This window comes from Thalassobaculum sp. OXR-137, assembly GCF_034377285.1.
Lineage (GTDB): Bacteria > Pseudomonadota > Alphaproteobacteria > Thalassobaculales > Thalassobaculaceae > Thalassobaculum.
Genome location: NZ_CP139715.1, coordinates 675814 through 697213, shown reverse-complemented (window position 1 = coordinate 697213; position 21400 = coordinate 675814). Strand labels below are relative to the sequence as shown.

18 protein-coding genes are annotated in these 21400 nt (G+C 67.2%); 5 read left to right on the top strand and 13 right to left on the bottom strand.

Annotated features, from left to right (window positions below; translation table 11 throughout):
* Window positions 1-160 precede the first annotated feature (160 nt).
* Window positions 161-2194, top strand: a complete 2034-nt coding sequence (locus T8K17_RS03340) for a methyl-accepting chemotaxis protein (protein WP_322333086.1) — start codon at window positions 161-163, stop codon at window positions 2192-2194.
* 67 nt (window positions 2195-2261) lie between these two features.
* Window positions 2262-3215 (top strand): DUF2806 domain-containing protein, encoded by a 954-nt coding sequence (locus tag T8K17_RS03335; RefSeq protein WP_322333085.1) that lies wholly within the window; start codon window positions 2262-2264, stop codon window positions 3213-3215.
* A 41-nt stretch (window positions 3216-3256) separates the two neighbouring features.
* On the opposite strand, the gene deoC is transcribed toward T8K17_RS03335, so the two are convergent.
* The 8 genes from deoC to T8K17_RS03295 all read right to left on the bottom strand — a co-directional run bounded on the left by deoC (window position 3257) and on the right by T8K17_RS03295 (window position 11633).
* On the bottom strand, window positions 3257-4015 hold the full coding sequence (deoC, locus tag T8K17_RS03330; RefSeq protein ID WP_322333084.1) for a deoxyribose-phosphate aldolase: 759 nt from the start codon (window positions 4013-4015) through the stop codon (window positions 3257-3259).
* Complete coding sequence (locus T8K17_RS03325) at window positions 4005-4841, bottom strand: purine-nucleoside phosphorylase (RefSeq protein ID WP_322333083.1); 837 nt, start codon at window positions 4839-4841, stop codon at window positions 4005-4007. Before T8K17_RS03325 ends, deoC begins: the two co-directional genes overlap by 11 nt.
* Entirely contained in the window at window positions 4838-5362 is a 525-nt protein-coding gene (locus tag T8K17_RS03320) for a GNAT family N-acetyltransferase (RefSeq protein WP_322333082.1), read from the bottom strand. The genes T8K17_RS03325 and T8K17_RS03320 overlap by 4 nt, the downstream gene beginning before the upstream one ends.
* An 8-nt stretch (window positions 5363-5370) precedes the next feature.
* A complete protein-coding gene (locus tag T8K17_RS03315; protein ID WP_322333081.1) occupies window positions 5371-6354 on the bottom strand; it encodes an ABC transporter permease in 984 nt (327 codons plus the stop codon).
* Window positions 6354-7460 (bottom strand): ABC transporter permease, encoded by a 1107-nt coding sequence (locus T8K17_RS03310; RefSeq protein ID WP_322333080.1) that lies wholly within the window; start codon window positions 7458-7460, stop codon window positions 6354-6356. The genes T8K17_RS03315 and T8K17_RS03310 overlap by 1 nt, the downstream gene beginning before the upstream one ends.
* Window positions 7461-7655: 195 nt before the next feature.
* Window positions 7656-8960 carry an anti-phage deoxyguanosine triphosphatase gene (locus T8K17_RS03305; protein ID WP_322333079.1) on the bottom strand — a complete coding sequence of 435 codons (1305 nt, stop codon included), beginning with the start codon at window positions 8958-8960 and terminating at the stop codon, window positions 7656-7658.
* The gene (locus T8K17_RS03300; RefSeq protein ID WP_416153166.1) at window positions 8957-10585 is read right to left on the bottom strand and encodes an ABC transporter ATP-binding protein; all 1629 of its coding nucleotides are present in this window, start codon (window positions 10583-10585) and stop codon (window positions 8957-8959) included. Before T8K17_RS03300 ends, T8K17_RS03305 begins: the two co-directional genes overlap by 4 nt.
* A gap of 34 nt (window positions 10586-10619) precedes the next feature.
* Window positions 10620-11633, bottom strand: coding sequence for a BMP family ABC transporter substrate-binding protein (locus tag T8K17_RS03295; protein WP_322333078.1), 1014 nt, complete (start codon window positions 11631-11633; stop codon window positions 10620-10622).
* A 110-nt stretch (window positions 11634-11743) separates the two neighbouring features.
* Here T8K17_RS03295 and T8K17_RS03290 point away from each other — a divergent pair, with 110 nt between their 5' ends.
* Both T8K17_RS03290 and T8K17_RS03285 read left to right on the top strand, forming a co-directional pair.
* Window positions 11744-12082: a DUF1491 family protein gene (locus T8K17_RS03290; protein WP_322333077.1), complete on the top strand. Its 339-nt coding sequence runs from the start codon at window positions 11744-11746 to the stop codon at window positions 12080-12082.
* Between the two features lie 251 nt (window positions 12083-12333).
* Window positions 12334-13443, top strand: a complete 1110-nt coding sequence (locus T8K17_RS03285; protein WP_322333076.1) for a histidine kinase dimerization/phosphoacceptor domain -containing protein — start codon at window positions 12334-12336, stop codon at window positions 13441-13443.
* Here the strand turns inward: T8K17_RS03285 and T8K17_RS03280 are convergent.
* From T8K17_RS03280 to T8K17_RS03270, 3 genes are all read right to left on the bottom strand, one after another.
* The gene (locus T8K17_RS03280) at window positions 13440-14345 is read right to left on the bottom strand and encodes a DMT family transporter (RefSeq protein ID WP_322333075.1); all 906 of its coding nucleotides are present in this window, start codon (window positions 14343-14345) and stop codon (window positions 13440-13442) included. The two genes, T8K17_RS03285 and T8K17_RS03280, sit on opposite strands and share 4 nt — an antisense overlap.
* The gene (locus tag T8K17_RS03275; protein WP_322333074.1) at window positions 14320-15330 is read right to left on the bottom strand and encodes an NAD(P)-dependent oxidoreductase; all 1011 of its coding nucleotides are present in this window, start codon (window positions 15328-15330) and stop codon (window positions 14320-14322) included. The genes T8K17_RS03280 and T8K17_RS03275 overlap by 26 nt, the downstream gene beginning before the upstream one ends.
* Window positions 15331-15529: 199 nt before the next feature.
* Entirely contained in the window at window positions 15530-16063 is a 534-nt protein-coding gene (locus T8K17_RS03270; RefSeq protein ID WP_416153165.1) for a peptidylprolyl isomerase, read from the bottom strand.
* Window positions 16064-16255: 192 nt separating this feature from the next.
* Between T8K17_RS03270 and T8K17_RS03265 the strand changes: the two genes are divergently transcribed.
* A complete protein-coding gene (locus T8K17_RS03265) occupies window positions 16256-17788 on the top strand; it encodes a DHA2 family efflux MFS transporter permease subunit (RefSeq protein ID WP_322333073.1) in 1533 nt (510 codons plus the stop codon).
* 12 nt (window positions 17789-17800) lie between these two features.
* Here T8K17_RS03265 and pheT read toward each other — a convergent pair whose 3' ends face one another.
* Both pheT and pheS read right to left on the bottom strand, forming a co-directional pair.
* The gene (gene pheT / locus T8K17_RS03260; protein WP_322333072.1) at window positions 17801-20200 is read right to left on the bottom strand and encodes a phenylalanine--tRNA ligase subunit beta; all 2400 of its coding nucleotides are present in this window, start codon (window positions 20198-20200) and stop codon (window positions 17801-17803) included.
* Window positions 20201-20203: 3 nt separating this feature from the next.
* Window positions 20204-21274, bottom strand: a complete 1071-nt coding sequence (pheS, locus tag T8K17_RS03255) for a phenylalanine--tRNA ligase subunit alpha (RefSeq protein WP_322333071.1) — start codon at window positions 21272-21274, stop codon at window positions 20204-20206.
* Between the last annotated feature and the right edge of the window lie 126 nt (window positions 21275-21400).

Genomic DNA, 21400 nt, shown 5'->3' with positions numbered 1-21400 from the left:
GCGCTGCTTTCCGGCGCGGGGCGCGCGTCGGAAAGCCCCTCCGGTGTCTCGTCCGCAGCGGACCCCTATCCGACGGCATGCCCATCGACATATCGTGTGAATGCCGTCTCGAAATCTGGTACGTCGATATGTGTGGGAAACAGAATGTGATCCATCGGCGATGAAGTTCAAATACAAGGTTATGGGTGCGTTGCTGGCGGCCGGCATCCTGCCTCTGATCGTCAGCTCCGTGTTGGATATCTCCCGCATGTACACGATGGCCGAAGACGCGGCCCGTGCGGAAATCGCCTCCGTCGTCGACCTGAAGCAGGAGATGGTCGAGACTTACTTCGGAACGCTCCTGAGCATCGCGCGCACGCTCGCGATCAATCCGGTGGTCACCGACGCGACGCGGGCCTTCACCGCCGCGATCGACGAGCTGGACACCTCCGCAGCCATAAACGCCGAGAGCCTGGAGCAGCGCTACCGCTACCAGCAGGAAAATACCGCGGGGGCAACCCAGGCGGATCTGGACCGGTGGATGAAGATCGATCCGATCTCGGAGACGCTTCAGCACCTCTACATTTCCGACAATCCCGAGAAAATCGGCGAGAAGCACCTGCTCATGGCGGCAGGCGACGGCAGCCGGTATTCCAGCCTCCACGAGACCTATCACCCGTATTTCAAGGCGTATCTGGAAGAGTTCGCGTTCTACGACATCTTCCTGTTCGAACCCAAGGACGGCCGGATCGTCTATTCCGTCTTCAAGGAGCTCGACTATTCCACGTCCTTCGTCGACGGTCCCTATAGCGGGTCGGCTTTCGGACGGGCGGTTCAGCAGATCATCCGCGACAAGTCGGACGACATCCTCTTCGTCGATTTCGAGCCCTACGAGCCGTCCTACAACCAGGACGCCTCGTTCCTGCTCGCCCCCCTGAAGGAAAACGGCGAGCTCATCGGGATTATTGCGTTCCAGATGCCGGTCGATCGGATCAACGCGATCGTCAACAAGGACATCGCCGGCTTCGAGACCGCCGAAACTTTCCTGATGGGCTCGAACGGCCAGCTGCGGTCCGTTCCTCAGAATGCGGAGAATCTCGCCATCGGGTCGCCGATGTCCAGCGAGGTCGTCACCCGGGCCCTCGAAAGCACGCAGGGCCGCGTCGCCGCGCTGGATCACAAGGGCATCCCGGTCATCGCCGGCTTCGAGCAGGTCAGCCTGCCCGGGCTCGACTGGAAGATCATCCTCTCGGTGACCCAGGAAGAGGCGATGGCGGATGCCAACGCCTCGATCCGCAGCGCCATTGTCACCCTGGGCGTGTTCGGCCTGATCATCCTGGCCTGCGGCTACGGATTGTCGATGATTCTCCTGCGCCCGGTGCAGGCGCTCGGCAGGGATTTCCACGACAGCGTCGTCGGCGCGATGAACGCCCTGCACAAGGCGTCGAAACGCTCCAAGATCTCCGCTGAATCGATGGTCGCGACGGCGGAATCGACGAACCGCCAGGGCTCCGTCGTCAAGGAGAACTCGGTTGCCGCCTCCGAGAACGTCTCCATCGTCGCCGTGGCGATGGATCAGATGGCGTCGTCCATCCAGGAGATCGTCAAGGGGGTGACCAAGACCTCCGGCCTGACCGAAGACGCCTCCGACCGGGCGGCGGTGGCGACCTCGTCGCTGCAGAATCTGGAGACTGCGACCAAGCGCATCACCGGCGTGGTCACGCTCATCAAGGACATCGCCAACAAGACGAACCTGCTCGCCCTGAACGCGTCCATCGAAGCGGCCCGGGCGGGCGATGCCGGGCGCGGCTTTGCCGTGGTCGCGGAAGAGGTCCGCAAGCTCGCCTCCCAGACCACCGCGTCCACCGAGGAGATCGGCTCCGAAGTGGACAGCGTCACCAAGGCGGTGCGGGAGAATGTCGCCGCCATCCGGTCGATCACCGAGGCCATCGAGCTGGTCCGCGAACAGGCCACGGCCATGTCCACCGCCGCCGAGGAGCAGGGTGCGGTGACGTCGGACATCACCGGCAACATGGCGGACACGGCCCAGCGTGTGACGGCGGTCGATCAGAACATCGGCGGCGTCGAAGCGGCCTCCGCCGAGGCGGCCACGGCGGCGCGGGACGTGATGCAGCAGATGCGGCGCGTCGACGAGGCCGAACGGAAAGTCACCGAGGCGGTCGACGCCTTCCTGAGGAAGTTCAAGAATATATAGCCTCTGTAGATTTCAACCAGATTTCTTTTTATACTAAAGCCCGTGATCGGCTGGACGGCGGGACTACATGGCCGAAGAGAAATCATCTGCTCTGGAGGCGATTGCTGACAGTATCAGCGGTTTGCCTGCCCCAGTTGAAACCAGTTTTTTCAAGGCCGTTAGCCACCTCATTGGCAGCGCAACGGCAATACCTGCAGCGTGGCTAAAGCGCCCCGCACAAGCCATAAATGATGTCACGGCGGCACGATCGACAGTTTCCGCGGTTCTGGCAAAGGGTGTAGCCGAAAGCGCGTTAAATGATCCCGCAATTATGCAGCTGGCCATGGAAATTTATCTACCGTCGGCCGTTCGCAAAGCTAGAAACCGCGTGCAGATTGCGCAGAAGGCTGCAGAATACACAGTCGATCAAGTAGGAAAGACCAATTCTAGCGAAGCGGCACCACCCGACGATGATTGGATGAACAAGTTCATGCGGCTCGCTGATGATGCATCATCCGAGCAACTACAGAACTTGTTTGCACGAATCCTCGCAGGCGAAGTGATGCGGAATGGTTCTTTTTCCTTATCAACGCTTCGGACGGTGAGTGAGTTAGACAAATCTACTGCCGAAGATTTTAGTTTGGTTTGGTCAAAGAGCGTCGGTGGTGCGGTTGACTATAATGAGGAGTTCGCGCGCGGGGAATGGTTCAGTCGTTGGAAACGGATGGCAGAAGCTGGCCTAATGGCCCAGACAAAAATAAATCAGTTTCTACCTCCCTATCGACCAGTTTATAATGGTGACGCGCTATGGAGTCCTATGTCTGCCGGCACGACTCTTTTGCGAGTCCATTTTTCGCAAGAATGTAACGCCAGTTGGCAGTGTATAGAGTTCACTCGTATTGGCCGTGAACTTGGTAGCATTCTGGAGGAGCCTGATTATCCGGCTAATATCCGTATAGCGGCTAGAAAGTTATCTGGAAAAGTTGGCATCAAGAGAATTGAAATGATTACTCGCGGTTTGCAAATTGAGGTTATTGCTTAACCGTAGAAGGTTAACACTAATCCGAAATATCGCCCAACTCGTTAATACCCCGCTGACACCGTCGCCGGCCCGCCGTCCAGTGTCGCCAGCAGCGCGTCCAGCAGACCGCTGGCGCCGAAGCGGAAGTTTGACGGCTCGGCCCGTCCGTTGATCGCATCGGCCAGCCGCAGATAGGCGGCGGCCTGGTCGGTGGTGCGCACGCCGCCGGCGACCTTCACGCCGACCGGGCGGGGTGCGGCCGCCGCGACGTCCAGCAGCACATGGGCGGCCTCCAGCGTGGCGGAGATCGCCACCTTGCCGGTGGAGGTCTTCAGGAAGTCGGCCCCGGCGTCGACGGCCAGCTCCGAGGCTTCGCGGATCGCCGATTGGGTGAGCAGGCGTCCGGTCTCCAGGATCACTTTCAACGTCGCCTCGCCGGTCATCAGCCGGGCCATGTCGAGCACCGCCCGCGCCTCCGCCACCCGGCCGGTCAGCAGCGCGGTGTACGGCAGCACCACGTCGATCTCGTCGGCGCCGTCGGCGATGGCCGGCAGGATCTCGTCGCGCACCCGCTCCACACTGTCGCGGCCGTGCGGGAAGTTCACCACGGTGCAGACCTTCACGCCGCTGCCCTCCAGCCGGTCGCGGCAGAGCGGCACGAAGCGCGGCCACACGCAGACGGCGGCGACCGGCCCGGCCGGCGTCACCGCGCGCCGGCAGAGCTTCTCGATCGCCGCATCGTCGTCGCCGTTGTTCAGCGAGGTCAGGTCCAGGCAGGCGATCGCCCGGCGGGCGGTGTCGGCGAGCGCTTCAGAGGTCATCGGCGGCGATCCCAGCGAAGGCGGTGAGCAGGCGGGCGAGGTCCTGGGCCATGGCGGCTCCGGTGGTCATGACGTCGGCATGGTCGAGCGCGGTGCCGTCACCCATGCCGGCGGCCAGGTTGGTGATGGTCGAGATGCCGGCCACCTTCACCCCCATATGCCGCAGGGCGATGCATTCCGGCACGGTGGACATGCCGACCGCGTCGGCGCCCAGGGTCTTGAAGGCGCGGATCTCCGCCGGGGTCTCGAAGCTCGGGCCCGGGTACCAGAAATACACCCCCTCGGCGAGGTCGAGGCCGATCTCTGCGGCGGCGGCGGCAAGGTGGCCACGCAGGCCAGGATCGTAGGCGGTGGTCATGTCGATGAACCGGGCGCCGAGTGCCGCCAGGTTCGGCCCGGTCAGCGGGTTCAGGCCGGACCAGTTGATGTGGTCGGTGATCGCCATCAGCCGGCCGGGGCCGACCTCCTCGCGCAGGGAGCCTGCCGCATTGGTCAGCACCACCGCCTGGCAGCCGAGGCGGGCGAGCGTGCGCACCGGCCGCACCACATCGACCATCGGATGACCCTCATAGGCATGGGCCCGGCCGCGCAGCATCGCCACGGGCAGCCCGCCGAGCGAGCCGAGCCGCAGCCGTCCGGCATGGCTGTCGACGGCGGGCTTCGGGAAGCCGGGGATATCGGCGTAGGAGATGTCGACCCGTCCGGTGATCGCCTCGGCACAGGCATCCAGCCCGGAGCCGAGCACGATGCCGAGGCGTGGCCTGAACCCGGGGGCGGCGGCCTGGATGGCCGCGACGGCGGCGTCGATGCGGTCGATCTCGGTCATGTCAGGGCGATCCGATAAATGACGCCGGGGTAGAGCGGGCCGGAGGGCCGCTGGACGGTCTCGCTGCCGAACACCACGCCGCCCAGGCTTTCGGGGATCCGGCGGCTGGGGCCGTTCTCCTCGGCAACGACGTAGTGAACTTCCGGCTCTCCCAGCACGTCGCGCACGTAGCCGATCAGCCCGACGATGGCCTCGCGGCCGTAGCCCCGGCCCTGGGCGTCGGCGCGGACCCAGATGCCCAGACCGGGTTGAGGATGCTTGCGGTAATGGATGCCCCCCATGCCGAGAAAACGCTGTGTCGCCCTGTCCCGGATCGGCACCGCCACTTCGCGCCCCTCCGCCGCCTGGATCAGCCACTTTTCGCCGATCAAGCGGACCTCCTCGACGGACTGCGCCGGATTGAAGGTCATGTATTCGCAGATCTCCGGCGTCACCGCCGCGAAGATCTCCGCCGCGTCGTCCTCGCGATAGGCGCGCAGGTGCAGCCGCTCGGTCTCGATATCCAGGGACGACAGGTCCATGGCCGGTCTCACCGTTCCTTCACATAGGGCACGCCGATCGCCTTGGGCGCGATGGCCTTGCCGATGAAGCCCGCCAGCAGGATCACCGTCAAGGCATAGGGCAGGGCCTGGATCAGCGCCACCGGCGCCTGGCCGATGCCGGGGATCTCCACCCCCTGGAGCCGTGTGGCGACCGCGTCGAGGAACCCGAACAGCAGGCAGGCCATCAAGGCCGGCACCGGCCGCCATTTGCCGAAGATCAGGGCGGCGAGCGCGATGTAGCCCTTGCCCGCCGTCATGTCGCGCACGAAGGCGGCGGACTGGGCGGTGGAGAGATAGGCGCCGGCGATGCCGCAGAGCGCGCCGGTGAACAGCAGCGCCCGGTAGCGCAGGAAGGTCACCGAGATGCCGGCGGTGTCGACCGCGCTCGGGCTCTCGCCGACGGCGCGCAGGCGCAGGCCGAACCGGGTGCGGTAGACCAACCACCAGGTGAACGGGACCGAGGCCAGCGCCACATAGACCAGGATGTTGTGGCCGCTGAGCACCTCCGCATAGAACTGGCCGAGCACCGGCACCGCCTGCATCTCGGCGGCGAAGGGCCACGCGATGGACTGGAACCGGCCGCCTTGGGGCAGGGGCGGCGTCTGCCCGCCCTGGGAGAACCAGGCGATGCCGAGCACGATGGTCAGCCCCGCCACCAGCACGTTGATCGCCACGCCGCTGACCACCTGATCGCCGCGATGGGTGATGCAGGCGAAGCCGTGCAGCAGGGCGAGCGCGGTCGACACCGCCATGGCGGCCAGCAGGCCGAGCCAGGCGTTGCCGGTGACATAGGCGACGGCGGCGGCGGCGAAGGCGCCGGCCAGCATCTTGCCCTCCAGCCCGATATCGACCACGCCGGAGCGCTCGCTGAACAGGCCGGCCATGGCACAGAGGATCAGCGGGGCGGCGACCCGGATGGTGGCGTCCAGGGTCAGGACGAACAGCAGCCAGAACTCGGCGAGATCGACCATCACGCGGCCTCCCGCCGGGCCGTCCACCCGCGCCAAAGCTTCAGCGCGGTGGGATGCAGCATGAAGGCCAGCGCCCCGGAGAACAGGATCACCAGACCCTGGATCACCACGACCAGATCGCGGGTGATGGTCTGGAACTCGAAATCGAGCTCGGTGCCGCCCTGGTACAGCGCCCCGAACAGCAGGCTCGCCAGAACGATGCCGACCGGGTGGCTGCGGCCCATCAGGGCGACGGCGATGCCGGTGAAGCCGTAGCCGGCGGTGAAGTTCAGCAGCAGCCGGTGGTGCACGCCCAGCAGCTCGTTGAGGCCGACAAAACCGGCCAGCGCGCCGGAGATCACCATGGAGACCACGATCACCCGCTTGGGGTCGATGCCGGCATAGACCGCTGCCTTCTCGTTGCGGCCGACGGTGCGGATCGCGTAGCCCCACCGGGTGCGCCAGATCAGCAGCCAGACGAAGATGCAGGCGAGTCCGGCCCAGAAGATCGACACGTTGAGCGGCGAGGGCGCCACCTCGATGCCGAAGCCGCCGAGAATGTCGTGCACGAAGGGCAGCCAGACGGCCTCCGCCATCTCCCGGCTCTGAGGCGACATCTGGCCGGGCTCGATCACCACGTTCACCATCAGGTGGACCATCAGGGCGGCGGCCAGGAAGTTGAACATGATGGTGGTGATGACGATGTGACTGCCGCGATGGGCCTGCAGCCAGGCCGGGATGAAGGCCCAGGCGGCGCCGAACAGCCCGCCGGCCAGTCCGGCGATGGGGATCACCAGCCAGCCGGGCAGGACGGTGTCCAGGGACAGGGCCGCGATGCCGACCCCGAGCCCGCCGATATAGGCCTGACCCTCGCCGCCGATGTTGAACAGCCCGGCATGGTGGGCGACGGCGACGGCGAGGCCGGTGAAGATCAGGTTGGTGGTGTAGTACAGCGTGTAGCCGAGCGACCCCGGATAGCCGAAAGCCCCGGCCACCAGCACATCCAGCGCTTCCAGCGGGTTCTCGCCGACGATCAGCACGATCAGCCCGGCGACCACGAAGGCCATCAGGATGTTCAGGGCCGGCAGAACGCCGATATCGATCCAGGCGGGCAGCTCCCGGCTCATATCAGGCTCCCGGCTCGGCTTTGCTTGAGAGCGGTGTTCAGCCGCTCCTCCCTCACCGACTTCCTGGACGGCCGGCCCATGGCCGGACGATCCAGGATCCAGAGGGCGGTCGGAGCCATGGGTCCTGGATCCCGCTGCGCGGGCCCAGGAAGTCGGTGAGGGGGAAAGGGTGTGTTCATAGAGACGCCGATCGACCTAGAGCTCATCCGTCGTGGTCCCGAAACCCGGCTCGAACATGCGCCGGTACAGCCGCTCGGCATAAGTGTCCGTCATCCCGGCGATGTAGTCGCAGACCTGACGCTGGATCGGATCGGAGCTCAGCAGGTCGTCGCGCGCGCTCTCCGGGATCATGGTCGGGTCGTGGATCAACTCGTCGAACAGGCTGTTCACCACCAGATGCCCCTTGCGGCGGAGCTGGCGGACCGAGGCGCTGTTGATCACGGTCTCATAGACGAAGGTCTTCAGGAACCGCACCAGGTCCTTCACGGGCCCGGCGAAATCGACCGTGTGGCGCAGCAGCGGATGCTCGAATTCCGGCCGCTCGAACACGTTCACATGGGTGACCAGCACGTTGACCAGGGCGGAGATCGCCTGCTTGCGGTCGTAGCTGGAGCGCGAGAACAGGGCGTCGGCAAGGGCGTCGCGGTCGAGACCGAGCCCCTCGGCCTTCAGCCCCTCGAAATCCGGCAGATCCGCGGTGCGGGCCGCATAGGCCTCGAAGGTGTCGCGCCGGATCAGCCCGCGGGCGATGGCATCCTCCAGGTCGTGGACCCCATAGGCGATGTCGTCGGCGCATTCCATCAGCGCGCAGTCGATGGTCCGGTAGATCGGCCGGCCGGTGGTGTCCAGCGCCGGCAGGGTGTCGCGGTCGGCGTTGGAGAACGGAGCGAGCGCCCAGTCGACGATGTCCTGCTCGCTGTCCAGGTAGCATTTCGGCGGCCGGTCGTCGGCATCCTTGCCCAGCGTCGCGAAGGCGGCGGCGCAGGCGGAATAGGAGGCGGGGTATTTCAGCACCGCCAGGTTGAGTCGCCGGGTCGGGTTCAGACCGATCCCCGCCCGCCGGTACTTCTCCAGTCGGTTCAGCACCCGCAGGGTCTGGCCGTTGCCCTCGAACCCCCCGTTGCCGGCCATGCAGGCGTTCAGGGTCTCCTCGCCGCTATGGCCGTAGGGCGGGTGGCCGAGATCGTGGGCGTGGCAGGAGGCGGTCATCAGCGAGGCCGAGGGCAGCCAGGTCTTCAGCGCCTCCGGCACCGCCGGATCGGCGCGGATCTTCAGCAACAGCCCTTCGCCGATCTGGCCGCACTCGATGCTGTGGGTCAGCCGGGTGCGGTGGAAGTCGCCCTCGCCGGTGGCCATGACCTGGGTCTTGCCCTGCAGCCGGCGGAAGGCGGCGGAGTGGATCACCCGGCCCTTGTCGTGGTCGTAGGCATCGCGCACATCGGCGGAGCGCGGCGGCTCCGGATGGCGGCGCTCGGTGAACGCCGCAAGATCTCCGGTCATGCGGGGCCTCCCCGGGTACGGCCTTGGGTACGACCCTGGGCACGGATCTCGGCCAGGGGCACGTTGGCCATCATAAGCCCGAGCGTTCGTTCGTCCGCCTCTTCGGCCGGCAGCTCGCCGACCAGGGCGCCGCCGCACATGACCAGGATACGGTCGCTCAGCCCCATGATCTCGTCCAGTTCAACCGAGACCAGCAGGATGGCGGCGCCGCGGTCGCGCATGGCGACGAGCTGGCGGTGGATGAATTCGATGGCGCCGATATCCACGCCCCGCGTCGGCTGGCCGACCAGCAGGATCTTCGGGTCGCCGTCCAGCTCGCGGGCCAGCACCAGCTTCTGCTGGTTGCCGCCGGAGAACAGCGAGGATTTCAGCGACGGATCCGGCGGTCGGACGTCGAAGCTCTCCATCTTCGCCCGGCAGGCGTCGTCGATGGCCCGCGGATCGGTCAGCAGGCCGGCATTGAAACGGGGGTCGGCATGGTGGCCGAGGATCGCGCTTTCCCGGGCGTCGAAATCCATCACCATGCCCATGGCGTGGCGGTCCTCCGGCACATGCCCGACCCCGGCCGCCCGAACCTCGGCGCCGTTCGAGGGACGGTCGGGCGTAATCTCCAACGGCCCCAGCCGCACGGTGCCGGATGTGGGCGCGCGCAGTCCGGCCAGGACCTCCAGCAGCTCGCTCTGGCCGTTGCCGGAGACCCCGGCCAGGCCGACGATCTCGCCTTCCCGCACGGTGAACGACACGTCGCGCAGCCGGGTCACGCCGGCACTGTCGACAACGCCCAGTCCCGACACCGACAGCAGCGGCGCGCCGGGCTTGGCCGGGCCCTTCTCGACCCGGAACAGCACCTTGCGGCCGACCATCAGCTCGGCCAGTTCCTCGCGCGAGGTCTGGGCGGTCGGCCGGTGGGCGACCATCTCGCCGCGGCGCATCACCGACACGGTGTCGGTCACCGCCAGGATCTCGCGCAGCTTGTGGGTGATCAGGATGACGGTGACGCCCTCGCGCTTCAGCTCGCGCAGGATCTCGAAAAGCTGGTCGGTCTCCTGGGGCGTCAGCACGCCGGTCGGCTCGTCCAGGATCAGGATGCGGGCGCCGCGATACAGCGCCTTCAGGATCTCCACCCGCTGCTGCAGCCCGACCGGCAGCTCGCCGACAATGGCGTCCGGGTCGATCTCCAGCCCGTATTCGCGGCCCAGGCGCAAGAGCTCCGCCCGGGCGGCGCCGATGCCGGCGGCGAGCAGGGGCGCCCCCTCGGCCCCCAGCATGACGTTCTCCAGCACGGTGAAGGGCGGGACCAGCATGAAGTGCTGGTGCACCATGCCGATGCCGGCGCGGATCGCGTCCTTGGCGTTGCGGATGGAAACCCGCTTGCCGTCGATCCGGATCTCTCCCGCATCGGCCTCGTAGAAGCCGTAGAGGATGCTCATCAGGGTGGATTTGCCGGCGCCGTTCTCACCGACGATGCCGTGGATCGTGCCGGGGGCGACCGACAGGGACACGTCCCGATTGGCGTGGACCGGCCCGAACCGTTTCTCGATACCAACGAGCTCGATGGCGGCCGGGGAGCCATGCGGGGAGGACGGGACGGAGCGGGTGTTGGCCGTTTCTGCGGCGGTGCTCACTCCGTCCCCTCCGTGTTGGCTGCGCTGCGCCGGCTCAGTGCGGGCAGGAATTGTCGGCCATGTAGTCGTGCACCACGATCTTGCCGAGGGTGATGCTCTCCTTGGCCAGCTCGACCTCGCGCTTCATCTCGCCGGTGATCAGGGGGCGGTTGTTGTCGTCCAGTGCCCAGTCGACGCCGCCCTCGGCCAGACCGAGATTCTGCACGCCGGTGGTGAACTTGTCGTTATGGGCATCGGAGAACGCCATGTAGGCGGCCACGTCCACCCGCTTGAGCATCGAGGTCAGCATGGTGCCCGGATGCAGGTGGTTCTGGTTGCTGTCGACGCCGATGGCCAGCTTGCCGTTGTCGGCGGCCGCCTGATAGACGCCGAGGCCGGTGCCGCCGGCCGCCGCGAACACCACGTCGGCGCCGCGATCGAACTGCGACTTGGCCAGCTCGCCGCCCTTGGTCGGGTCGTTCCAGGCCGACGGGGTGGTGCCGGTCATGTTCTGGAACACCTCAACGTCCGGATTGGCGTGCTTGGCGCCCTGCACGTAGCCGCAGGCGAAGCGGCGGATCAGCGGGATGTCCATGCCGCCGACGAAGCCGATCTTGCCGCTTTTCGAGGCCATGGCCGCGATCATCCCGACCAGGAACGAGCCCTCATGCTCCTTGAAGACGATGGAGCGGACGTTCGGCAGGTCGACCACGCTGTCGATGATGGCGAACTTGGTGTCCGGGTTCGCCTTGGCGACCTTCTCCATGGCCGGGGCCTGGGCGAAGCCGACGCCGAGCACCGGGTTGGCCCCGCGCTGGGCCATGCGGGTGATCGCCTGCTCGCGCTGGGTCTCGTTGGTGACCTCGAACTCGCGGTAGTCGATGCCCGTTTCCTTCTTGAATTTCTCTACGCCGTTGTAGACGCCTTCGTTAAAGCTCTTGTCGAACTTGCCGCCCATGTCGAAGACGACGGCGGGGGCGATGTCGGCCGCCAGGACCGGGCCGGCGACCAGGGACAGCGCGACCGCCGCACCCAGGACCGACTTTTGGCCGAGAAGACGAAAATGCATGGATGAGCTCCCCTGTTTGGGTCCGCCAAATCGGCGGTTGAGGTGTAATCTATGCGAAATCATAAGGCGTTCCCAGCGTCTCGGGGCGCGAAATCAACGTTGAGGGTACTGTGACCGAACCACGGCTCAAGGCAGGCATCATCGTGCAGGCGGCCATCCGCCAGGCCGGCGCCCGCGGCATTCCGGCGACGGTGGTGCGTCACGGCGACGACGATGCCGGACAGGTCTTCGTGGTCGTCAACCGGGGACGCGACATCGGCTTCGTCCTGCTGGCGCCGACCCGCGACTACGACAGCGGCAAAATGGTGTGGCGCCGCCCCCTGGGCGAGCATCCATTGCCGGAATACGAGGTCGACGCCCATATCGAGAAGGAACGCCGCATCGACCCGGACCTCTGGGTCCTGGAGATCGAATCCCGGGACGGCTGGCACCCGTTCGACGAGGCGTAAGGGTCACCCCGGCTCCCCTTCCTGATCCTTCCCGGCTCGGGGTGGGGACCGCTGGGACCGCACCTCGTCGCAGGACGGGCCCTGACGGTCAAGCCGCCGAGGGGCCGCCCGGCGGTGCGATCCCGGCTTGTGACTCCAGCAATAAGTGTGTTCTGGTCTCGCCCGTCCGGTCGCGCGGGCCTCGTCGGGATCGGCGCCTGCGGTCCAGCGACCGTTCCGTCGAACACGTTTCTGAAAGCGGGAGTCCGACTATGGAGGCCGCGTGCCACCCACTCCAGCACGAGCGGCTTGCCGCCCTGCATTCATTCGAGATTCTCGACACCGACCCGGAACGGGACTTCGACGATATCGTGAAGCTGGCGGCGGCGACCTGCGGCACCTCGATCTCGGTGGTGAACTTCATCGACGCCGAACGGCAATGGTTCAAGGCCGAAACCGGGCTGGGCGTGCGCGAGACACCGCTTGCGACCTCGATCTGCGCCCATGTCATCCTCCAGGACGAGTTCGTCGAGATCAACGACACGCTCGACGACCCGCGCATGCGCGACAATCCGCTGTGCTGCGGCGATCCGGGCCTGCGGTTCTACGCCGGGGCGCTGCTCAAGACCGCCGAGGGGCTTCCGCTGGGCACCCTGTGCGTCCTCGACTACGCGCCCAGAACGCTGACCGCTCTTCAGCGCGACACGCTGCGCGTCCTGGCGCGGCAGGTCATCGCCCTGCTTGAATCGCGCAAGGCGCTGCGCACCGCGGACCTGCTGCGCCTGGAAGTGGACCACAGGGTCAAGAATTCGCTACAGGCCCTCACCGCCTTCGCCCGCCTGCAGCGGCGGGCCTTTGCCTCGGAGGAGGCGAAGCTGGCGCTGTCGATGATTCTGACGCGCATCGATTCCCTGGTCCATCTGCACCACCAGCTCTACGAGACGAACGAGCATCTGGCGGTGGAGCTCGGCGAGTACATCGGCCGGGTCTGCGGTCATCTGCGGGGTATTGCGCCGCCCGGTGTAATCCTCGCCGTGGAGGCGGATCGGATCATCGTCACCGCCGACCAGGCCGCCGCCGTTGGGACCTATCTCAACGAGTTCATCACCAATTCCTTCAAGCACGGCTTTCCGAACGAGAGGGAAGGCACGGTTACGATCAGCCTGCGGCTGACGGAGGCGGGCACGGCGTGTCTGAGGTGTTCCGACGACGGGATCGGCCTGCCCCCGGACCTCGATCCGGCCCCTGCCGGGCTGGGTATGAAGATCGCCGAAATCGTGTGCATGGAACTGGAGAGCGCGCTCGACCTGCGCTCCGGCCCGGCCGGGGTGGTCGCCACCCTGAACTTCGAGCCGCGGATACCGACCATGGAGCTGCTCTAACGCCGAAACCGGCCCGAGAGCTGCATCGCCACGATCCCGCCGAGCACCAGCACCGCGCCCAGCCCCTGGGCCGCGGTCAGGGCCTCGCCGAACATCAGGTAGGCGGCGAGGATCGAGGTCACCGGCTGCAGGTTGTTCAGAATGGAGCTGGTCTCGGCTCCGATCTTCTGGATCGAGGCGAAATAGAGCGGGATCGAACAGCCCTGGAGCAGGATCACCCCCAGGGCGCCGAGCCAGCCGGCGGTGGTCAGCGGTGCCGTCAGCCCGGTGGTCGACGGTACGATGACGCTCAGCACCACCGCCGCCACCAGGGCCATGTGGAACATGATCACCAGGGAATCCCGCCCGCGCATCGCCCGGCCGATCCAGGTGACGTTGATGGCGCAGGCGATGCCGGCCGACAGGCCGAGCAGCACGCCGCGGGGATCGAGCTGGTGCAGACCTTCGCCCAGCATGATCGCCAGACCGGCGAAGGCGGTCAGGAAGGCGGCGAGCCGCAACCCTCCCGGCCAGCGGCGGTCGAGCAGGGCGGTGAAGACGCTCACCAGGGGCGGGTAGACGAAGAACAGCAGGGCGGCGACGCCGACCGGGATGAACTGCACCGCGCCGATATTGCCGAAGAACATGTGGGCCAGCAGCAGCCCGAGCCCGAGACAGTTCAGCCAGGTCAGCCGGTCGACCTTCAGCGACCGGCCCGAGGCTAGGCACCAGGTGCCGACCAGGGCGACGACGAACCAGGCCCGCACCAGGGCCACCGACTGGCCGTTGGTGCCGCCCTCGAAGGCGATGCGGGCGACCGCGATGGCCAGGCCGAGCCCGACCGTCGCCGCCAGGGCAAGGCCGAAGCCGACGAGCCGCCCGCGCCGGCGCTCGGCGTCAGCTTCGGTCCCAGAAACTGCCATGGTCGCGGATCCAGCCGATGAAGTCGGCCATGGTGGCGGCCAGGTCGTCCGGCAGCCGGTGCCCGGCCTCGTCGGCCAGCCGGTCCGGCTTCATGGGAAAGCGGTCCTGGTCGGACCAGAGATTGATCGTCGGCTCCTCGCCCGGCTCGGCCAGGCGGTAGGAGAAGTCCGGGAAGGCCGTGGCCAGCTCGGCGCACATGTCCAGCACGCTGACCGGCTTGGCCGAGGTGACGTTGAACAGGTCGCTTTTCAGCGTTTCGGTCGGGGCCGCCATCAGCGCCTGCAGGGCGCCGGCCACATGACGGGAATAGGTCCAGTCGAGGCTGTCGCGCCGGGCGAGGATCGCGGTGCCGCCGGAGCGGGCGAGCAGGGCGGCCTGCATCGGCGCCGACAAGGTATCGCGGGCGCCGCTGTCGATCTCCCAGGCGCCGTAGATCGTGGACAGCCGGACCGAGCGGGTATCCAGGTCTGTCAGCTCTGCGTAGCGGCGCACCAGCCGTTCGGAGCCGTATTTGGTCATGCCGTAGATCTTGAACGGCTCCTCGCGGGTGCCGTACTCGTCCAGCGGGCCGTCCCAGCCGGTCTCGCCGAAGGCGCCGGTGCCGTAGGCCGCGCCCGAGGAGATGTTGATCAGCCGGGTCGCGCCGGCCTTCCACGCCGCCTTGAGGGCGTGGGCGAGGCCGACCAGGTTGACCTCGATCACGCTTTCCGGCGCCTCGCGCTCCCGGTCCGGACCGGAGGTGACGGCGGCGCCGTAGAACACCTGGGTGACCTTGTGATCGCCGATCGCCTGGGCGACGGGCTCGGCCTGGCGGATGTCGCCCTGGACCAGGGTGTAGCTGCCGGGCAGGGCGTCGAGGCGGGCCTTGGCCACCGGGTGCAGGGCGTTGCGGTCGAACAGCACGACCTGCTGGCCGTCCTCCAGGTAGCGCTCGGCCACCGCGAGGCCGATGAAGCCGCATCCGCCGGCGATCAGGGTGGTCATGGTCGGTCTCCGCTGTGTGGATCACGTCCAACCAGCCTATCCCGTCGTCCTGACGAAAGTCAGGACCAATAGTCCGGCGGTTGAGCACCGCAGATCCCGATGTGCATCGGGATGACGAGGGAGGGGAAACAGAAAAGACCTCGCCCTTCGACACGCCCCGGATGGGATCCGGAGCTGCTCAGGGCGAGGTCGGTGTTCTTTACTGGTCCGCCTGGACCTTCATCGAGACGATGCTGTCCGGATTGCGCGGCGGCTCGCCGCGGGCGATGGCGTCCACATGCTCCATGCCGTCGGTCACCTGGCCCCACACGGTGTACTGGCCGTTCAGGAACGAGCAGTCGTTGAAGCAGATGAAGAACTGGCTGTTGGCGCTGTGCGGCGCCTGGGTGCGGGCCATGCCGATGGTGCCGCGGCCGAAATTGGTGTTGGTGAACTCGGCGCGCAGGTCGTCCTTGTCGGAGCCGCCCCGGCCGGTGCCGGTCGGGTCGCCCGTCTGGGCCATGAAGCCTTCGATCACGCGGTGGAACACGACCCCGTCATAGAAGCCCTCCCGCGTGAGCTCCTTGATCCGCTCGACATGGTTCGGCGCCAGGTCCGGGCGCAGGTCGATGACCACGGTGCCGTCCTTCAACTCCATGATCAGCGTGTTTTCAGGATCGGCGGCGGCCGCCCCATTGGTGTCGGTCGTCATGATCGCTCCGATAATGCTTGCGGCGAACGCCAGGCGGCGCATCGACGTCTCCTTCGGCTTTAGGGTGATCGGGTCATCCCCCCACGGGGTTCGCACCTTACCGGAGCGGGCCGCGCAGGCAAGCGTTGCTGCCGCCATCGCCGATTTTCAACGGGTAACGGCCCGCCGCCGGACGTGCGATGATGGTGAAAACGTCAAAAGAAGACCGAACAAGGGAGGAGGGTGCACGGACGCATGGCGATCGCCGTCCCATCCGAGCTGCCTTCCGGCGGCGAGACCAGTTTCGCGCAGCGCGCCGTCATCCTGATATCGCTCACCTTCGTGACGATGCTCTACACGATGACGGTGATGATCGCGAACGTGGCCTTGCCGAAGATGCAGGGCACCTTCGCCGCCACCACCGACCAGATCGCCCTGGTCGTCACCTTCAACATCGTCGCCACGGCGGTGATGACCCCGGCCTCGGGCTGGCTCGCCTCGCGGTTCAGCCGGCGCTCGCTGATGTTCTGGTGCGCCGTCGGCTTCACCGCCGCCTCCTTCCTGTGCGGGGTGTCGCAGAGCCTGGAGGAGCTGGTGCTGTATCGCATCCTGCAGGGCGGCTTCGGCGCGCCGCTGGTGCCGCTGGCCCAGGCGACGATCCTCGACACCTTCCCGCGCCACCAGCACGGCACCGCTACGGCGGTGTTCTCCATGGGCGTGGTGTTCGGCCCGATCATCGGCCCGACGGTCGGCGGCTTCCTGGCCGAGGAGCTCGGCTGGCGCTGGGTGTTCTTCCTGCTGGTGCCGTTCGGGCTGATCGCCATCACCGCGATCACGGTGGTGATCCAGGACCGGCGACGGTCGAACGCCATGCGGCTCGACTGGTTCGGCTTCCTCACCCTCTCCGTCGCCATCGCCTCGTTCCAGTTCATGCTGGACCGGGGACAGCGGCTCGATTGGTTCGAATCGCCGGAGATCATGATCGAGGCGATCGTCGCGGCGCTGGCCTTCTATCTGTTCCTGGCCCATGTGGCGACGGCGGAGAAACCGTTCCTCAACCTCGCCATGTTCCGCGACCGGAACTACGCGATCGGCTGCACGATCATGTTCCTGTTCGGCATGGTGCTGTGGACGCCGATGGTGCTGTTTCCGCCGATGATGGCGAACATCCAGGGCTATCCGGAGGCGGAGATCGGCGTGTTCATGGCCCTGCGCGGCCTCGGCACCCTGGTCGCCTCGGTGGTGATGGCCTTCATCAACCGGCTGTTCGATCCGCGCCTGCTCCTGACCATCGGCTTCGTGCTGCAGGGGGTGGCCGCCGCCTATATGGGCGGGTTCGACATCAACCTGTCGCCCTTCGCACTCGCCTGGACCAGCCTGCTGGCCGGATTCGGGGTCGGGTTCATCTGGGTCCCGATCACCCTGATCACGTTCCGGACCCTGGACAAGGCGTTCATGAACGAGGCGACGGCGATCTATCACCTGATCCGGAATGTCGGCTCGTCGATCTTCATCTCGGTGTCCATCGCCTTGGTCATCCGCACCACGGCGGCCGGCTACACGGAGCTGGTGCCCTTCGTGTCGATCTTCGCCGAGGCCAACAGCCTGTTCGGCCTGCGCGGCGACTGGCCGACCGACAGCACCCGGTCGCTGGCCGGGCTGGGGGCGGAGATGCGGCGGCAGGCGACGATGCTGGGCTACATCAACGCCTTCTACCTCTACGCCGCCACCTGCTTCGCCATCATCCCGTTCGTCTTCATGGTGAAGTACCGCCGGGCGGAGGCATGAAGGCGGGGCCGGTCAGCCCCGCAGCACGCCGCCGGTCTGCTTCTCCACATTGGCGACGATCTTGGCGGAGACCGCCTCGATCTGCTCGTCGGTGAGGGTGGCGTCGCGCGGTTGCAGGATGACCTCCACCGCGATCGACTTGGTCCCCTCGGCAAGGCCCGGACCGGTGTACTGGTCGAACACGTGCACACCGTCGATCAGCGCCTTGTCGGCGCCGGCCGCCGCCCGGGCGATCTTGTCCGCCGCCACGTCCGCCGCCACCACGAAGGCGAAGTCGCGGGCCACCGGCTGGAACGGGATGCGCTCCAGCAGCGGGCGCTGCGGCCCCTTGCGCTTCGGCATGGGCACGTTGTCCAGCAGGACCTCGAACGCCACCGCCGGACCCTTCAGGTCGAACGCTTCCAGGATGCGCGGGTGCAGCTCGCCGAACCGGGCCATGACCTTCGGGCCCAGCCGCAGGCAGCCGGAGCGGCCCGGGTGGTACCAGTCCGGCGCGTCGGTGGAGACCTGAAGGTTGGCCACCGGCGCCTCCAGCATTTCCAGCAGGTCGAGCACGTCGGCCTTGGCGTCGAACGCGTCCACCGCCCGGTCGGCCTTGCGCCAGTCGCGCGGACCGGTGCGGCCGACCCGCAGGCCGACGGCGGCCTGGGACTGGTCCTCCGGCCGGTCGCCCGCGTATTCCGGGCCGACCTCGAACATCGCGATGTCCGGATAGCCGACATTGGCGTTGCGCGCGGCGGCGGCCAGCAGGTTCGGCAGGATCGACGGCCGCATCACGTCCAGATCCGCGCTGATCGGGTTGACCAGCCGCAGGGCCGAAGCGCCGCCGCCGAACAGCTCGGCATGCTTGGCCGGCAGGAAGGAAAAGGTCACCGCCTCCATCATCCCCCGCCCGGCCAGCGCCCGCTTGGCGAGGCGGCGGCGGTTCTGCTCGGCGGTCAGGGCCGGCTGGCCGACCACGCTGGTCCGCTCCATGGAAACCGGCGCGATCCTGTCGTAGCCGTAGACCCGGACGACCTCTTCCACCAGGTCGGCCTCGCCCTCCACGTCGCCGCGCCACGGCGGCGGGGTGACGCTCATGGTCTCGCCCGCCCCCTCGACCTCGAAGCCGAGGGTGGTGAGGATGCGCTTGGCCTCCTCCTCCGGCACCTCGACACCGCACAGACCAGCGATGCGGGAATGGCGCAGGGGCAGCTTGCGGCGCCAGTCGCGGCCCTCGCCGCTGCGGACGGTCTCGCTGACCTCGCCGCCGCAGATCTCCAGCACCATGCGGGCGGCAACCTCCGCCCCCCACCAGGGGCCGGTCTGGTCGAGGCCGCGCTCGAACCGGTAGCGGGCGTCGGACAGCACGCCGAGCTTGCGCCCGGTGGCGGCGACCGAGGTCTCGTCGAAGATCGCGATCTCCAGGAACATGTCCGTCGTTGCGCCATCCACGCCGGTGCGCTCGCCGCCCATGATGCCGGCCAGATCGTCGACGCCGTTCGCATCGCCGATCACCAGCATGCCGGCCTCGAAGGTGTATTCCTTGCCGTTCAGCGCGAGGTATTTTTCGCCGTCCTTGGCCAGCCGGATCGTCGGGTTGCCGTGCAGCTTCTTGGCGTCATAGGCGTGCAGCGGGCGGCCCAGATCGAGCATCATGTAGTTGGTGATGTCGACCAGGGCGGAGATCGGGCGCAGACCGACGGCGCGCAGGCGGTCCTGCATCCAGGCCGGGGCCGGGCCGTTCTTCACGCCGCGGAAATAGCGGCCGCTGACCGCCGGGCACAGATGCGCCTGGTCGGCCGGCAGGTCGACGTCGAAGCGCAGCGGGCTGGCGAACGTGCCCTTGACCGGCGAGGTGTCGAGCGGCTTCAGGGTGCCGATGCCGGAGGCGGCGAGATCGCGGGCGATGCCGCGCACGCCCAGGCAGTCGGCCCGGTCCGGAGTGATGGCGATGTCGATGATCGGATCGTCCAGCCCGGCATAGGCGGCATAGGCCTGGCCGACCGGCGCGTCGTCCGGCAGGTCGATGATGCCGTCGTGATTGTCGCTCAGGCCGAGCTCGCGCTCCGACAGCAGCATGCCGTTGCTGTCCTCGCCGCGGATCTTGCCCGGCTTCAGCAGCAGATCGGTGCCCGGCACATAGCTGCCCGGCGGGGCGAAGACGCCCTTCATGCCGGTGCGGGCGTTCGGCGCGCCGCAGACTACCTGGACGATGCCGTCGCCGGCGTCGACCTTGCAGACCCGCAGGCGGTCGGCATTCGGGTGCTGCACCGCTTCCACAACATGGGCGACGCGGAACGCGGAGAAGGCGGCGGCGCGGTCCTCCACCTCCTCCAGCTCGAGGCCGAGCATGGTGAGCCGGTCGGTGATCTCCTGGAGCGACGCGTCGGTGTCCAGATGATCCTTCAGCCAGGACAGGGTGAACTTCATGGCTCAGAGGCCTCCGGCGATGGTCGGCTGGGCCAGCGGCACGAAGCCGTAATGGCGCATCCAGCGCAGGTCGCTGTCATAGAATGGGCGCAGGTCGGGAATGCCGTATTTCAGCATGGCGATCCGCTCGATCCCCATGCCGAAAGCGAAACCCTGGTACTCGGTCGGGTCGATCCCGGCATAGCGCAGCACGTTCGGGTGCACCATGCCGGAGCCGAGGATCTCCAGCCAGTCGCCGTGGTTGCCGATCTTCAGCTCGCCGCCCGACCGCGAGCAGCCGATATCGACCTCGGCCGAGGGCTCGGTGAACGGGAAATAGCTGGGGCGGAAGCGCAGCGGCAGGTCGTCGATGCCGAAGAAGGCCCGGCAGAAATCGGTCAGGCAGCCCTTCAGGTGGCCCATATGGCTGATCTTGTCGATCACCAGCCCTTCGACCTGATGGAACATCGGCGAGTGGGTGGCGTCGTGGTCGGAACGGAAGGTGCGGCCCGGCACGATGATCCGGATCGGCGGGGTCTGCTTCTCCATGGTGCGGATCTGCACCGGGCTGGTGTGGGTGCGCAGGACCTTGCGCTCGCCGTTGGCGTCCGGCGTCAGGTAGAACGTGTCGTGGTCCTGGCGGGCCGGGTGGTCCGGCGGGAAGTTGAGCGCCTCGAAGTTATAGTAGTCGCTCTCGATATCCGGCCCTTCGGCAACCACGAAGCCCATCTCGGCGAAGATCGCGGTCAGCTCGTCGATGGTCTGGGTGATCGGGTGGATGCGGCCCTTCATCTCCGGGCGCACCGGCAGGGACACGTCGATCCGCTCGGCGGCGAGGCGGGAATCCATCGCGGCGGAGGACAGGCTCGCCTTGCGGGCGTCGAGCGCGCTCGCCACCGCGTCCTTGACCCGGTTCAGCGCCTGGCCGGTCTCCTTGCGGGTTTCCGGGTCCAGGCCGCCGAGGGTCTTCATCTCGGCGGTGATGCGCCCCTTCTTGCCCAGGGCGGAGATCCGCACCTGTTCCAGCGCGTCGAGATCCCCCGCGCGCTCCACCTCGGCCAGCAGTTCGGCCTCTAATGCGTCGACATTTGCCATGGTTCTGTGCCCGTTTCCCGGTCCGGTGGGCGCCGTTTTAGCGGGTCGCCAACGGTTTTGCGAGCCCCCAGGCGCCATCGCGCTGCGGGGTGCCGCTCGGCGCCCGGGGCTCGGGGTTCGACGGCG